This is a genomic window from Brevibacillus reuszeri, from assembly GCF_002897295.1.
GTDB classification, from domain to species: domain Bacteria; phylum Bacillota; class Bacilli; order Brevibacillales; family Brevibacillaceae; genus Brevibacillus; species Brevibacillus reuszeri_A.
The window spans coordinates 113,170-128,037 of the sequence record NZ_BEXF01000019.1 but is presented as its reverse complement, the minus strand read 5'-3'; the positions used below and the strand labels follow the sequence as shown (position 1 = coordinate 128,037).

Below are 14,868 nucleotides of genomic sequence, written 5' to 3'. Positions count from 1 at the left end.
AGAGGCAGGTTGCCTACGTGTTACTCACCCGTCCGCCGCTAGCCTCCGAAGAGACTCGCTCGACTTGCATGTATTAGGCACGCCGCCAGCGTTCGTCCTGAGCCAGGATCAAACTCTCCAATAAAGTGGAAAATGAATCTGACTTCAAGTTAAACACAAGCTTATTTTCACAGATTGTTTCTATCCGGTTTTCAAGGAACATTTCTATTCAATTTGCAGTCGCTTTTAGCAGAGGCGACGTTTTTTAATATAGCATAGGCTAAAAGTAATTACAACAGGAAATTATAAATAAGTTACGCATAAATCTTTTTTTCATGTACCACAGTGCAGGCACCGGGACTCAAAAATATAGCACAACCAAACGTGATTGAGCAACTGGAAAAACGGACCATACTAACTATAGAAGCAATGATGCCAGATAAAAAGGAAAATACAAAGCGATGATAAGAATTGTAACCTACAACATCCATAGTGGACGAGATTTATGGTGGAGAAAGAGATTGCAGCAGATGGCAGATACATTAAAAGATCTGGCGCCAGATGTAATCGGATTGCAAGAAGTCCATCAAAACAGCAAATACGGGTACCAAGCAAGTTTTTTAGCAGATCAATTAGGCTATGAACTAGCCTTTTCCCCCTCAATCCCGATAAATGACGGACAATACGGGAATGCATTGTTAACCAAACTCCCGTGTACAAAAACAATAAGCCTGCACCTACCAGCGAAAAAAGAGAAACGAACCTTGCTTCAAAGCACTCTTATTTGGCAGGAAAAAGAGATTTCCGTTTGGGTTACGCACTGCAGTCTCAATCAGGCAAGTCGAACGATGCAGTTGAATCTTTTAACTGCACTGGCTAAGGAGCAATCCTCCATTCCCATCTTGCTACTGGGAGACTTCAATGCGCCCTTTGTATCATTTGCGCCTCTCCTAATAGATTGTGCCACAATCAAAGGCAAAGAGCGAAGGCCTACCCTTCCCGCCTTTCGCCGTCGGCTCGATTATATTTTTGCCTCTTCCCATTGGCATGTCCGCAGCTACTCTCTATCCAATGCCCCTTGGTCTGATCACGTACCCGTTATCGCTGATCTGGAACTGCTGCAATCCCCAGCTCACGGAGAATAAAATCTTTGACATCAATAAGCCTTGCCGGCAGATTAAACTGGTGTGCTGCTCCTGCAATTAGCAACGGGATAAGGGAATCCTGTTTGTGCAAAGATCCATGACTGCCTCCGCCTAAATGAGTGGGAGCACTCTCCGATAAAATTTCGTAGCCTTTTGCTGCAGTAATCACAACTACATCGCCACTTTGCGAAAACAAAGCTCCATACAGGCGGGAAAACGCATCTGGATAAGTGTCAAAATGAAGCTGCTCCCCATCGAAATGCACATCTAGCACAGATACGTCTCCCTCTATTCCCCATGTCGCACCATATGCATCTGGGTATATTCCATCGCGCCAAAAGTGCAGCGACTCCGTCGATCCACCCCGGCGCACGATCACTTTTTCGTTTTCTCTCCACGCAATCAAGTCAATTCGTTCATCCACAGTCACTGCTTCTACAATCTTGTGCAGCGTATTTGCATCTTTTGCGTACAAGTACGACATTCGCTCATTATTGCAAATGACCACATCCACATCTTGCGTAACCGCTTTGCCGAGTGCGTGAATCGAAAAACCGGAAAGCAAATGATTCAAGGAAATGTTATGCTCTTCCCCTTCACCAATGACGGTTTGCCCATGGTCACTGATCAGGATGCACACATTTCTCTCCAGCATTTGTTCCCAAGATGAGAAGCTGTCTAAAAAACGGACCAATTCCCTGTCTACATCCGCCAGATGTGAAACGGCATCATGCGGTGATTTATGTAGCTTATGGTCATTTTCCGGCAAGTACACCAGCGTAAAATGAGGCTGCTTGCCACTACGAATCACCTCTATCAACAGATCTATAGCGTAAGCATCATTGATCCCATAACCTTTCAGTACGGTTTGTGACATATCCCACGTGACAGAGCGAAATAGCTGTGGGCGAACCAAAGTCCCCATGCTCATCAGCGTGGGACCACTGACTTTTTCCCGTAATTGAAAAGAGGTAAGTGCATCAAGCATAGGGGGCATATGTACCTTATGCTTTTTATGTCCGCGATGAGCGATTACGTTAATAGAACCAGATACCAGGTTATTTTCTTCCAGAACCTCGTGGATCGTTTTTACATTTTTGCTCAAATGTCGTTCATTCAAATCAAAGAGCACATTGCTCGCACAGCTCGTAATCCCCATTTTCTGGACTGGAATTGCTCCATTAATATAGTTGATCATTTGCTGTGTCTCCGTGTCATACCAAACAAGACCTGGAATTTTGTGCACGTCAGGATATACACCGGTAATCAATGAACAGTCAATCGACGCGGTCATCGTCGGAAAAACAGTCACACAATCCGGGATGTATTGACTTCGTTCCATCAAAAACTGCAAGCCGGGGGCTTTCTTCGCAGCAATACATCGCTCCAGCACGTCTGGCATCATGGAGTCGATCAGGAAAAGAATTACCTTTTTCATCCGTCTGCCATCCTTCGTCCGTCATGGTCATAGCACCTGTTAGTGTTCGATAGTTGCAGGACAGATATGCATCCAAATAGAAAAGCCCCTCCTGCAAACAAGTTGCAAAAGGGGCTATCACCTATTATGACTTGCTATAGCTCAGTGTACGAACGCCATTTGTGCTCGTGAGCTTTAGCGTTCTATGCTTCTCCAAATAAGGTGCCAGCGCAATATAATCCTTCTCCGTTATCGTCGTGTCACCTAAAAGGTGAGCCAACACTTGCGCACGTATTTGCAAGCCACCCTCAGTCTGCTTAAACAACGGATCGACTGTCGGGAATGGAATGCCATTAATTACGGTGTCCCCGTCTTCGTCACTCAACTCCCATGTAGGTACCTGAAGAGCATGCAGCGCTTCGACAACCTGTGCCGCATAATCCTCCACGATCATGTCTGGCGTAAGGCCAATATGATTTACTACAGTGTGCTTCGGCGTAAAATATTCATTCAGGGTTAGCTTGAGGGCATCCCCTTCTGACAGAGGAATCACTTGCTGCGCACTGCCTTTTCCGTACGTCTTGGTACCAACCAGCTTCGCGATACCATGATCACGCAGGGCACCTGACAACAGCTCGGAAGCAGATGCCGTGCCGCCATTGACCAGGATGAGGACCGGAACCCCAATATCTCGTCCGTTTCGCACCCACGTCTCTACCTCGACGCCGTTACGATTGGTGGTATACATCAAGAGTCCATCCTCCATGAACAGACTGGCAATGTCACGAGCTGTGGACAGATAGCCCCCACCGTTATCTCGCAGGTCTACGATCAAACCATTCATCAGCTTTCCAGAGCGCTTAAACTCCTCCAGCTTGTCTCTAAATTGGAGCGCCCCTTCTGAACCAAAGGTTTCGAGCTTAATATACCCGACTCCCCCTTTTGCAAAGAGCTGGCCTTCTGCCTCAGGTAGGGTCATCATTGCCCGCTTGAGCTTCACCACAAATTCGCGCGACTCGGATGGACGATACACAGTAATCGCGGCTTCGCTTCCTTCGTTGCCCTTTAAATAAGCGTAAGCTTCCTCAAAGCTTTTTCCGACGAGTGATTGCTGATCTACTTTCAGTAACTGGTCGCCACGCTTCAAAACAGATGCAGCCGCTGGAGAATTCGGTACGATTTCGCGAATGATCAATGCGTCGTTTTGGAGACGGAGGCGAAATCCAAACCCAACGAATTGATTCTCGACATCAGATTGAAACAAGCGAAGCTCATCAGCGGTAAAAAAGATGCTATGCGGATCATCTAGCGTCGACAGCATGCCATCAATCGCCCATATCCCAACAGTTGTTGCATCCCAGCCACCTTTTTTCTGCCACTCGAGGAGTCGCTGTTCCATTTCCGGCAACGTATCATCCTCTGGCGATACAGTCAGCTTTAGCTTCTTTTCTTCTTCAGCCTGCTTGCTGACAGCTTCAAGAGCACCCTTGACCAGCTGATTCGCTGACGGCTTGCTCAAATGACTCTCCATGATATGCCAAAAAACTTCTTCCGTTTCTGCATATGGATTGCTTGCCGCCTGTACAGGTACAGCAGTTAACAATAAAAATGCGGCGAGTAACCAATGAGTTATGCGCTTCATGGAGTCACTCCTTTCCGAACCTCTTCTGGAATGGAAACTTTTACAGCATGCTGGTAGTCAAACTTGTCTGTACCTGAGTAAGCCACGTATTCGTCGCTGTCGTAAATTTCCTCGTAACGCCACACATGCTGGAGAAGCTGATCGGTATCGCGATCAATATAATATTTGTTCATGTACAGCGGAACGCTCTTGATTTTTCCACGTCCCGTCGAGACTTGCTTCGCTTTTTCCTCCAGCACCGGGCCTGGAATCCACTCCGTAATAATGTCGTAGTTCCCGAAGGTTTGCTTGTAATAGCGCGCCTGCAGGTTATTCAAACGATCCTTTGCACTTTGCTTGTCAATCCACTCGTGTAGAAAATCCAGGGAATTCGTTTTATACTTGTCCCACTTATCACGATCGGAATCATACGAATATTGGATTTGTTCTTTTCCATCCGTATAAGTCTCCAGCTTGTCAGAAACGAGCTTCTGTGGCGACTGATAAAAGCCAGAAACTCTGCTGGTGTTATTTCGCTGATCGATATCCTGCGTATATTTGAAAGTAAAGCCACTCAGCACGGCCTCACCCTTTACCTGATAAGAATCGGAATTATCCAAACGTCTCAAGGTAAATGCTAAATCTGTTGCAATTTCGGATTGCTGCTTCAATGAGGCAATATCCTGCTTTAGCAAGCGGATAAGCTGGGTCATTCTGCTATCAGTCGCTTTTGGCTTTTGGCTTGCCACCAGTTGCTCAGCATCTTGCAGCCTTCCCTGCTGAATCAAATAGTACGTAGTATTGATCAAAGCCTCGGGGTGAGCAGAGTTGAACAAACGGTACTGATCAAGCGCAGCATCGATTTGTCCCGCCTTTACTTCCAGTGCAGCAATATAAATTCCGAGTGATTCCCATTCTTTTGAATCCTGCTTTACCTTTTTTTCGTATCCGCGCAAATGTTCAAGCACTTTTTGATACTGACGCTGATCCTTGCCTCCGAGTTGCAGGGCAATATCATACACATTAGCGCCCAGGAGCTGAAGTGTGTCAGGCAAAATGATCTTGTTCTCGAAGTAAGCATCAATTGCTTTATACGCTTCTTCCAAATTCAAATCTAATGTTGTGCTAGGGTCCCAGCTCAAATAAAAATGAGTACCAATCTTATTCCCAAACGAATTGCTCGCGAGTTCTCGCAGATCTTCAAAGGTAGCATCCGTGTCCTCATGGTTTCGTATCGCCTCTACCGCATTGACGTACTTCTCCTCATCTACCGATTTCGGATTTGTATAGGTTGAGAAAAGAGGGAATACGTCCAGAATCTCTGGAACCATCGGAAACTTTTGACCATCATAATCGAGCAAAGGCATGATCGTATCCTGAACCAGATAGGTCATCAAGCGATCAGCGGCCACGGCAGCTTCGCCACGTTTCAAGCGGTCGGTTTTTTCCCCTTCCAGCCAGCCCCATTCGCGTATATCCTCCCACGCATGCTTTCCGTCACTAGACATCACGAACATTTGTAAGATTTTCGCAGCTTCTTCTTGTGTGATAGGCTGGTTCGGGTTCATTTGCTCCCCTGGAAACACCTGCTGGATAGCATTTGGTCCATACAATCTATCCAAAACATAAGAAATCCGTAGAGTCGGATTGTACATCCAGGTCAGGCGATCGACGTCTTTATAAGGAAGATACGGTTTATCAAAGCCTTCACCGCTCGTCCATTCAGCATGCTCAGATAAAAAAGTAAGCGGGTAAAGCTGATACTGACCACCGTAATAAAGACGATCAATCAAAGCCAAGAACTCCGCTCTCGTCATGTCACGTTTCGGGTAGAACAATGGGACGTTTGGACCGGCAGCAAACAGACCAGCCTGCACACTACGGATAATCGAATCTCTCGCATGGTGCTTGCTAATATCTCCATAAGGCATAAAGCCCCCAGCTGCTGAGGCAAAGCCGGGGGTCACCAAGGTGGCAACGAGTAGACCACAGGTAAGCGTTCGAATTAGTTTTTGCACATTGAAATCCTCCTACACTTCAACTGGCAGCTGGACTCTTCTGCCTTTTACACAAATTGGAACGGATCAGTGTGCAGCCGCGATGCGATAACTTCCGTTTCATAAGCATTTTCTTTTAATTGCTGCTGTAAATAGGATGCCAGCTTTTCTTTCATGATCTTTTCTATGTTGTGACCCGCATCAATGATGGATAAGCCCTCAGCCTGAGCGTCGTGAGCAACATGGTAGCCAATATCACCTGTTAAAAATACGTCTGCTCCTTTAAAAATCGCTTTGGATGCGTAGGAGCTGCCATCGCCACCAACCACAGCTACCTTTTTCACAGCCCTATCCAGGTCACCTACGACACGCACGCCTTTTAACGAAAAGCGCTCCTTTACCATCTCAGCCATTTGGCGAAGAGTCATCGGCTCTGGCAAGATACCGATTCGTCCAAGCCCATACGCAGCTCCTGACTGCTCCAGTGGAATGATGTCATAGGCCACTTCTTCATACGGGTGAGCTGCCAGCATCGCCTTGATTACCGCAGACTGCCTGGAAGCAGGTACGACCATTTCTATGCGAACCTCTTCTACTTTTTCCAGTTTCCCCTGTGCACCTATGTATGGATTGGTTCCATCCCCTGGCACAAAGGTTCCTGTTCCCTCTATTTGAAACGAGCAGTGACTATAATTACCCACATGTCCCGCTCCTGAATCACTCATCGCTGAAAAAACCGCTTCTCGATTTGTAGCTGGAACAAAGACGACAAGCTTTTTCCAAGCTTCTCGCTGTAAAACATCCAATACATCCACCTGCGTCAAACCGATCGCTTCTGCCAGCCAATCATTCATCCCGCCTACGGCGATGTCCAGATTGGTATGTGACGTATAAACAGCGATGTCATGCTTGATCAGCTTTTCATACACGCGTCCTGCTGCCATATCAGTGCGAATATGCTTGAGCGGACGAAAGATAACAGCATGATGGGCAACAATCAAATCCACGCCTTCTGCAATCGCTTCATCGACTACAGATTCAAGCACATCGAGCGCCACCATGACTTTTTTTATCTTTTTTTGCAGGGTCCCTACATGAAGACCGATCTTGTCCCCTTCCATCGCCAAGGATTTAGGGGCAAGACGCTCTACATATTGAATTACTGTTTGTCCGTGTGCAAGCATGCAATCACCTCATCAATCCATTTTACTTCCTCCTGAATCTGCCTAATTCTCTCAGCAGCTTCTGGCTTGTCAGACTTCTGTAGCTGGAGAAGCACCTTGTCCCACTTTTCCCGTTCATTCAGCCATTTTTGCTGTAGAACCGGGGATTTTTCCTGCCAGAGAAACGGACCAATCCGCAAAAGCTCCTCCAGAGAGCGGTCTTTCTGTTCATAAGGAAGAGTTACTTCACCACGCTCAGCCACGAGGATTTCATAAATGATCCCGTCTTCCTCCAAAATCGTCTCTGCAAGTAGCTGCCAGCCATTCTCCATGAACCAGCGACGAACGAGCTCTTCACCTACGTTTGGTTGCAAAATGAGGCGTTTTACGCCTGTAAGCTTGTCTGCACCCGCCTCCAATATAGAAGAGATGAGCCCTCCCCCCATACCAGCGATGCAAATCACATCAACTTCTCCCGGTTGAAGTACGGCGAGACCGTCTCCCTTTCGAACAGAAGCATGCTGTCTTTCCTGTAGCGTATGTATTTGTTTGAGAGCCGCTTGATAGGGACCCTCGTTCAGCTCCCCAGCAATAACGTGGGAGGCAATCCCTTTTACAAGTAAATAAGAAGCGAGTAATGCGTGGTCCGACCCAATGTCGGCGACACGTGCTCCTTCTGGGCAATAGCGGGCAATTGTCTGCAGCCGCTTCGAGATTGTTACTGATGTCATCTGTATCTTCACCTTCCGTCCCTCTATTTTACCCTATAATCCAGCAATTGCGAAATGCTAAATACATGACAGCCCAGCAGCAAAGAACGACAAAAATCCCCGCCGTTTTCACCTGCGGGGACGCTTACAATCTTTGATTAGCAACCTATCTCACGAGCTATTACATTACGCAAAATTTCTGATGTACCTTCTCCGATTTCCAAGAGGCGTGCATCCCGGAAAAAGCGCTCCACTTGATATTCGCGCATGTAGCCGTAGCCTCCATGAATTTGGATCGCTTGATGTGTAGCGGACATTGCCACCTCAGAAGCATACAGCTTTGCCATCGCAGCTTCCTTAGTGAACTTTCTTCCATTGTCTTTTAACCACGCTGCTTTGTATACCATGTTTCGCGCTAGCTCAATTTGCATCGCCATATCGGCCAGCTTGTGTTGAATCGCCTGGAAATGGCTCAATGAATTGCCGAAAGCTGTACGTTGTTTGGCATACTGCAGTGCTTTATCGTGAGCAGCCTGAGCAATCCCTACTGCCATCGCACCAATACCGATTCGTCCACCATCGAGCGTAATCAGGAATTGCTTGAAGCCTTCCCCTTCTTTCCCGAGCATATTTTCTTCGGGAACCTGTACATTTTCCAAAATGAGCTCGGTTGTGTTAGAGCTGTGCAGACCCAGCTTTTCATAATTATCCACAACGGTAAAGCCAGGGGCATCTGTAGGTACGATAAATGCAGTAATACCGCGAGAGCCTTTTTCTTTATCTGTAACCGCTGTCAATGCCAAAAACGATGCATGCGAAGCATTCGTAATAAAGCATTTGGAGCCATTGATTACCCATTCTTGACCTTTTAAGATCGCGTTTGTTCTGGTTCCGCCTGCATCCGAGCCTGCGTTTGGTTCCGTTAACCCGAACGCACCGAAGCTTTCGCCCGAACAAATTTTGCTCAAGTATTTATGCTTCTGCTCTTCGGTGCCGAACAGAGATAAAGGCGCACCTCCCAAGGAAATATGCGCGGAGTAGGTGATCCCTGTAGAACCGCATGCACGACTCAGTTCTTCTACCACGATCGCAAAGCTGGTCGAATCCGCGCCAGCTCCACCGTACTCCTCGGAAAAAGGAAGTCCCATCAAATTCAATTCAGCCATCTGCTTGAATATTTCGACAGGAAATTGTTTAGTACGATCACGTTCATCTGCACCTGGAGCTACTACTTCATCGGCAAATTCCCGCATCATTTTCTTAAGCATTTGTTGTTCGGAAGTCAAATCGAAGTTCATAATTAAAGCCCCCTTGAAAACGCTATAGTTTAGATTTACCAAGATTCGCGCAATTATGACTGAGCGTTTGTTCAGAATTCTCTTACCATTATACACCACGTTTTACTATTGTGTCTGTTTTCTTTTCGAAAAACTTTACTTATCGTGGTATGTAACCGCGAGTCTTTGTTGTTCATGCATAGAAAAAACACGCCTAACGTCGGCGTGCTCCCAGCAAAACCGCCCCCAAAAAGGACACGGCCCCCAATATGTATCCAATATAATACGTGTTAACACCCATAAGCTGCATAGCCGTTTCTCCGCCAAGAAAAACGACCGCGAGCAAAATTCCGATCAAAACCTTACTATTACTATTCATCCAATCCCCCCACATTTCTCTCTATTATCATTGTACCAAACCACATGGGCAAGGAAAACGAACGAATCCACGTACCGTCCCTTTTACAGGCGCAGCCATGTGTACCAATAGCCTCGTGTGAAGAAAAAGAAAGCAGATGCGATGAAGACTTTGATAAACAGTAATAGCTGGATGATGTCGCGTTTGGCTTCTGGGATATAGAGAGACTGAATCTCTGCACCAAAAAATGCTGCCAAGCCACAAACGGCAAAAACACCTGCCCATTTTGGATTTGCACTGTTCATCAAGAACCCCATCCCCGTCAAAAGGCAGGCCAACGGAACCCAATACAGCTCAGACTTCCACCAGGAATAATCCTCGCCTACGCGGTGAACCGTCGCTACTCCATACAAAATAGCTAATCCAAACATGCCGCCATACAGCAAGTACGTGAATCCAAACAAAAAGGCACTCATACTGAGCAAAATACAAATGACCCCTAGATAAACGAGAATCAAGGGCAGCGAACCATTAAGCTGCTTTATGCAATAAATACCGCCTGCAATCAATATCAGAAATGAAAGACCCAGAAACAAATGAGTCAAAGGAGGTGCCGACCTGCGAAAAGCAAATCCCAGAATATAGAAAACAAGAGCAAAGCAGGCAAAGATGGTAATTTGCATTGGGGTTTGAAAACGGTTAAAATGAAAAGCAAGCAAGATCAATCCGGCAATCACAAATGCACCAAGGAGCCATGCTAACACCATTTTCCCTGTGACAGGAGAAATAGGTCTCGTTTCGTAGGCGTAAGCGGCTGACGATTCTCCGCCTTTACCTGAGCCAGTACCTGTTCCTACTGCAGCATCTGTTCTTGCTCCTCTTCTTTCTCCCCTGCCTGCGGATGCTGGAGTTTGCGGACGATCACCTTCTGTATACAGATTTAACAGGAAAATGCAGTAATGTTCAGGCAGCAAGTGATTTCGTCGCCAGTTTTCAATTTCGGTTATGATGGTTCGTTTGCGCTGGTCGTCCAACGCGGCCCCTCCTTACTATCGACTATGATCGTCGGATTTCAAAAAGAAAAGCCTACGTCGGCTAACGTAGGCCACATACTACTTATATCGGTTATTCCAAGAAATCTTTTAAGCGCTTGCTTCTGCTTGGATGACGAAGCTTACGAAGGGCTTTTGCCTCGATTTGACGAATCCGTTCACGGGTCACGCCAAATACTTTCCCCACTTCTTCCAACGTGCGCGTGCGCCCGTCATCAAGACCAAAACGTAAACGCAGTACGTTTTCTTCACGATCTGTCAACGTATCCAGAACGTCTTCCAATTGTTCTTTTAACAGCTCATAAGCCGCTGCATCTGATGGTTCCAGTGCATCCTGGTCCTCGATAAAGTCCCCCAAGTGGGAATCATCTTCTTCCCCGATTGGTGTCTCCAACGATACTGGCTCTTGAGCGATTTTCATAATTTCGCGTACTTTTTCCGGAGTCAAATCCATTTTTTCAGCAATTTCTTCCGGCATCGGCTCACGACCGAGCTCTTGGAGCAGCTGACGTGATACGCGTATCAGTTTGTTGATGGTTTCTACCATATGCACCGGAATCCGGATCGTACGTGCCTGGTCAGCAATCGCACGAGTAATGGCCTGACGAATCCACCATGTCGCATACGTACTGAACTTGTAGCCTTTGCGGTAGTCAAATTTTTCTACCGCTTTAATCAGACCCATATTTCCTTCTTGGATCAAGTCAAGGAACAGCATGCCGCGTCCGACATAACGTTTGGCAATCGATACCACCAATCGGAGGTTTGCTTCTGCAAGACGTCGTTTTGCTTCTTCGTCGCCCTGTTCAATACGCTGGGCAAGTTTAATCTCCTCTTCAGCGGAGAGCAGAGGAACACGTCCGATTTCCTTTAAATACATTCTTACAGGGTCATTGATCTTAATTCCAGGCGGAACGGAGAGATCATCAAAGTCGAATTCCTCGTTGTCGTCGTCCTTGATGACCATTTGATCGACCTCATCGTCGTCGTCATCGTTTTCATTGTTGTTTATCTCAATGCCTTGATCACCCAGGTATTCAAAAAACTCATCCATTTGATCTGAATCCTGTTCAAATCCTGCGAGGCGATCAGTAATTTCTTTATACGACAATACGCCGCGTTTCTTGCCTAATTCGACCAACTGTTCCTTCACTTGTTCGATGGACATTGCTTCCATGTCAGAAGTGATATTTTGCTTGTTCATCTACTATCCCTCCTTCCCCGGGAATGATCTGAAGCTACCCTTCTTTTAAAGCATTTTCCAATTCAAGAATCTTCATCCCTGTGACGGCTGCTTGAATTTCCAGTTGTTTGCGCGCATCCTCGCTGTCCGCTGCGGCCGCTTGGAGGTGTAAGCTCCGCTGCTCTTCGCGCAATCGTTCCAACTCGGCACGCTTCGGGTAGTTATTCACTTGTTTGATGTAGTCACCGATCTCTAACTCAGATACGTCTTCCTTGCACTCCATCATGGCCAATCCCGAGGCTAATTGCTTTAACGAATCGTCTTGCACAAAATGTATAAACTTTCCAGGGTCTTCCGGGTTTCCCTCTGCGTAGTAGGCGTACAGGTAGGCAGCCAGCGCATCATGTTCGTCCACTTGAAAGTGGGCGCTGCATTCCTTTTGGACGCGCAGAGCAATTTCTTCATCACGCATCATGTAGTAAAGCAGCATGCGCTCAGCCGTATGGTAAGCGGGCGGAAGTGATTTTGCGAGCGTAACTTTGCCATTATTTATACTATTATTCCATGCTGGCGCTACTTTATCCCTTTGGCGTTCACTTTTTTGCTGATTGTATACACGCTTTGACTCCCATTTGAGATCGCCGAGAGTCAGGGAGTATTCTTCTGCCAACTGCCTTTGATACAAATCCCGTTCCACCGGGCTGTCCAGTTCGTTGATGATTTCTACCGCTTTTGCGATCAAGCGTGTTTTATCTGTCTCATCTTTTATTACGTACTGGCTTCGCAATTGTTTCAAACGAAATGCTGTAACCGGCATCGCTTGTAACAATACTTGCTGCGAAAACGCTTCAGCCCCATGCTGGCGAATATAATCATCCGGGTCAGAGCCTTGTGGCAATGGTGCGACCCGTACAATCAACCCCGCTTGCTGCAAAACATGTATAGCCTTACTCGTTGCTTCTTGACCGGCAGCGTCTCCGTCGTAGCAAAGAACAATTGAATCGACGTTTCGTCTTATCATTCGAGCCTGCTGCTCAGTCAAAGCCGTTCCCAAAGTTGCAATCCCTTGTGTGAAGCCTGCCTGCCATGCCGAAATTACATCGACATACCCTTCAAACAGCAATGCCTGCTTTCTTTTTCTTATGTATGGGCGGGCACGATGCAGATTGAAAAGGGTTGCGCTCTTGTTAAACAGGAGGCTTTCCGGGCTGTTGAGATACTTCGGTTGTGATTTGGGCTGTGATCCACCTAATAATCGTCCGCCAAATCCGATGACATTCCCTTGCGAATCCTGAATAGGAAACATGACACGGCCGCGAAAACGGTCAAATACTTTTCCCGCATCGCTTTTGGCCAAGAGTCCTGCCTCCACCATCAATTCCTGGGAAAACCGCCGTTTTTTCAAAAACTGCGTAACGAAATCCCAAGAATCTGGGGCGAACCCAATTTGATACTCCACGAGGGTCTGCTCTGACATCCCGCGCTTGGTGAGATACTTCATTGCTTCTACACCGTAGGGGGTTTTTGTCAGTACGTAGTGGTATAGCTTGGAAACAAGCTGATGTGCTTCATGCATGGCTTGCTTCGCGCGCTTTTCCGGAGTATCTTCTTCTTGCTGTGTCTGGGGCACTGCAATCCCGGCACGATCCGCCAATTTATGAAGTGCTTCGGGAAAAGACAGCTGCTCCAGCTTCATTAAAAAGGAAAAGATATCCCCACCTGCCCCACAGCCAAAGCAATGAAAAAACTGTCGCTCTGCATTTACGTTGAAGGAAGGGCTCTTTTCAGAGTGAAACGGACAAAGCCCAACAAAGGCACGACCGCTTTTTCTCAGTTGAACGTACTCTCCTACAACGTCTATGATGTCGACAGCGGCACGCACTTGATTTACAAATTCATCTGAAGTGGGACCAGTCATGTCTATCCACCTTTTTAAGGAGAATCGCACGTGAGATTATTTAGTTCGTCAAAATTCGTCAATTTCCTTCTTTAGATCAAACTTCTTTTCTTCTTTTCTACTTTTCCACATTTCCGCGAGCAATAAACGCGGGTGGAAGCTCATGATCGTTGATCCTTGCTACACGTTTTCTACAAAAAACGGCAAATCCCTTCTTTTGACCTATTTCCTTTCGCTGCGAAGATTGTTTTTGCGAATCATCTCCAGAATGATATTCGCTGTTTCTTCTACAGCCTTGTTGGAGACATCGATTACCGTGCACCCAAGACGGTCGATTATTTTTTTTGAATACGCCAGCTCCTCCGCAATCCGATCGAGATTGGCGTAGTTGGCTTGAGCAGTCAAACCAAGCGCTTTTAACCGTTCGGTGCGGATTCCGTTTAATTGCTCAGGATTAATCGTAAGGCCGATACATCGCTCCACTGGCAGCTGGAACAATTCTTCGGGTGGCTCGACCTCTGGAACGAGAGGGACGTTTGCTACCTTCAGACGCTTGTTTGCCAAATACATAGACAGCGGTGTCTTTGATGTACGAGAGACCCCGATTAAAACGACATCTGCCCGCAAAAGACCACGCGGATCACGTCCGTCGTCGTATTTAACTGCAAACTCGATCGCATCTACTTTGCGGAAATACTCTTCATCCAGACGGCGAACGAGGCCAGGTTTTCCTGTCGGAGGCTCCTTCAGCATGCCTTGAAGCGTTTGCATGAGCGGCCCCATCACATCAATCGCGGGGATCCCATGGAGCGCCGCCTGCTTGGTGATATAAGCATTCAGCTCTGGAATGACCAGAGTAAAAACGATCATTGCCTTCGATTCCTTAGCAGAGGCAATAATTTCGTCAATGGAATCCTTGTCTTCTATGTAGGGATATTTTTGAACGTCGATCATGAATCGATCGAATTGACTAGCTCCTGCGCGAACGACAAGCTCGGCCGTTTCGCCGATGGAGTCTGAGACTACGTAGATGAGCTGTCCTTGTTGATTTACTTGCATCGCTTCTCCT

General features: G+C 46.9%; 12 protein-coding genes and 1 rRNA gene. 1 reads left to right on the top strand and 12 read right to left on the bottom strand.

Annotated elements, in window-relative coordinates; translation table 11 throughout:
• A 16S ribosomal RNA gene (locus C3B52_RS25185) occupies positions 1–124 on the bottom strand; the annotation flags it as partial.
• A 316-nt stretch (positions 125–440) separates the two neighbouring features.
• Here C3B52_RS25185 and C3B52_RS25180 point away from each other — a divergent pair.
• Entirely contained in the window at positions 441–1,124 is a 684-nt protein-coding gene (locus C3B52_RS25180) for an endonuclease/exonuclease/phosphatase family protein (RefSeq protein WP_201264940.1), read from the top strand.
• Here the strand turns inward: C3B52_RS25180 and C3B52_RS25175 are convergent.
• From C3B52_RS25175 to C3B52_RS25130, 11 genes are all read right to left on the bottom strand, one after another.
• A complete protein-coding gene (locus C3B52_RS25175) occupies positions 1,078–2,562 on the bottom strand; it encodes an alkaline phosphatase family protein (protein ID WP_103109136.1) in 1,485 nt (494 codons plus the stop codon). The two genes, C3B52_RS25180 and C3B52_RS25175, sit on opposite strands and share 47 nt — an antisense overlap.
• A 124-nt stretch (positions 2,563–2,686) precedes the next feature.
• Complete coding sequence (locus tag C3B52_RS25170; RefSeq protein ID WP_103109135.1) at positions 2,687–4,183, bottom strand: S41 family peptidase; 1,497 nt, start codon at positions 4,181–4,183, stop codon at positions 2,687–2,689.
• A complete protein-coding gene (locus C3B52_RS25165) occupies positions 4,180–6,180 on the bottom strand; it encodes an S-layer homology domain-containing protein (RefSeq protein ID WP_103109134.1) in 2,001 nt (666 codons plus the stop codon). Before C3B52_RS25165 ends, C3B52_RS25170 begins: the two co-directional genes overlap by 4 nt.
• A gap of 47 nt (positions 6,181–6,227) precedes the next feature.
• On the bottom strand, positions 6,228–7,343 hold the full coding sequence (locus C3B52_RS25160; protein ID WP_103109133.1) for a Nif3-like dinuclear metal center hexameric protein: 1,116 nt from the start codon (positions 7,341–7,343) through the stop codon (positions 6,228–6,230).
• Entirely contained in the window at positions 7,319–8,053 is a 735-nt protein-coding gene (locus C3B52_RS25155; RefSeq protein WP_103109132.1) for a tRNA (adenine(22)-N(1))-methyltransferase, read from the bottom strand. Before C3B52_RS25155 ends, C3B52_RS25160 begins: the two co-directional genes overlap by 25 nt.
• A gap of 137 nt (positions 8,054–8,190) precedes the next feature.
• Positions 8,191–9,330: an acyl-CoA dehydrogenase gene (locus C3B52_RS25150; RefSeq protein ID WP_103109131.1), complete on the bottom strand. Its 1,140-nt coding sequence runs from the start codon at positions 9,328–9,330 to the stop codon at positions 8,191–8,193.
• A 193-nt stretch (positions 9,331–9,523) separates the two neighbouring features.
• The gene (locus C3B52_RS36760; RefSeq protein WP_164684917.1) at positions 9,524–9,688 is read right to left on the bottom strand and encodes a hypothetical protein; all 165 of its coding nucleotides are present in this window, start codon (positions 9,686–9,688) and stop codon (positions 9,524–9,526) included.
• 83 nt (positions 9,689–9,771) lie between these two features.
• Entirely contained in the window at positions 9,772–10,701 is a 930-nt protein-coding gene (locus C3B52_RS25145; RefSeq protein WP_103109130.1) for a hypothetical protein, read from the bottom strand.
• A gap of 91 nt (positions 10,702–10,792) precedes the next feature.
• Positions 10,793–11,923, bottom strand: coding sequence for an RNA polymerase sigma factor RpoD (rpoD, locus tag C3B52_RS25140; protein WP_103109129.1), 1,131 nt, complete (start codon positions 11,921–11,923; stop codon positions 10,793–10,795).
• 34 nt (positions 11,924–11,957) lie between these two features.
• On the bottom strand, positions 11,958–13,820 hold the full coding sequence (gene dnaG, locus C3B52_RS25135; protein WP_103109128.1) for a DNA primase: 1,863 nt from the start codon (positions 13,818–13,820) through the stop codon (positions 11,958–11,960).
• 201 nt (positions 13,821–14,021) lie between these two features.
• The gene (locus C3B52_RS25130; protein WP_103109127.1) at positions 14,022–14,858 is read right to left on the bottom strand and encodes a pyruvate, water dikinase regulatory protein; all 837 of its coding nucleotides are present in this window, start codon (positions 14,856–14,858) and stop codon (positions 14,022–14,024) included.
• Positions 14,859–14,868 lie beyond the last annotated feature (10 nt).

Excerpts from the sequence above, each read along its gene's own strand:
- C3B52_RS25130 (WP_103109127.1), bottom strand. The coding sequence starts at position 14,858 with ATGCAAGTAAATCAACAAGGACAGCTCATCTACGTAGTCTCAGACTCC.
- C3B52_RS25150 (WP_103109131.1), bottom strand. The coding sequence starts at position 9,330 with ATGAACTTCGATTTGACTTCCGAACAACAAATGCTTAAGAAAATGATG.
- C3B52_RS25160 (WP_103109133.1), bottom strand. The coding sequence starts at position 7,343 with ATGCTTGCACACGGACAAACAGTAATTCAATATGTAGAGCGTCTTGCC.
- C3B52_RS25175 (WP_103109136.1), bottom strand. The coding sequence starts at position 2,562 with ATGAAAAAGGTAATTCTTTTCCTGATCGACTCCATGATGCCAGACGTG.
- C3B52_RS25155 (WP_103109132.1), bottom strand. The coding sequence starts at position 8,053 with ATGACATCAGTAACAATCTCGAAGCGGCTGCAGACAATTGCCCGCTAT.
- C3B52_RS36760 (WP_164684917.1), bottom strand. The coding sequence starts at position 9,688 with ATGAATAGTAATAGTAAGGTTTTGATCGGAATTTTGCTCGCGGTCGTT.
- dnaG (WP_103109128.1), bottom strand. The coding sequence starts at position 13,820 with ATGACTGGTCCCACTTCAGATGAATTTGTAAATCAAGTGCGTGCCGCT.
- rpoD (WP_103109129.1), bottom strand. The coding sequence starts at position 11,923 with ATGAACAAGCAAAATATCACTTCTGACATGGAAGCAATGTCCATCGAA.
- C3B52_RS25170 (WP_103109135.1), bottom strand. The coding sequence starts at position 4,183 with ATGAAGCGCATAACTCATTGGTTACTCGCCGCATTTTTATTGTTAACT.
- C3B52_RS25180 (WP_201264940.1), top strand. The coding sequence starts at position 441 with ATGATAAGAATTGTAACCTACAACATCCATAGTGGACGAGATTTATGG.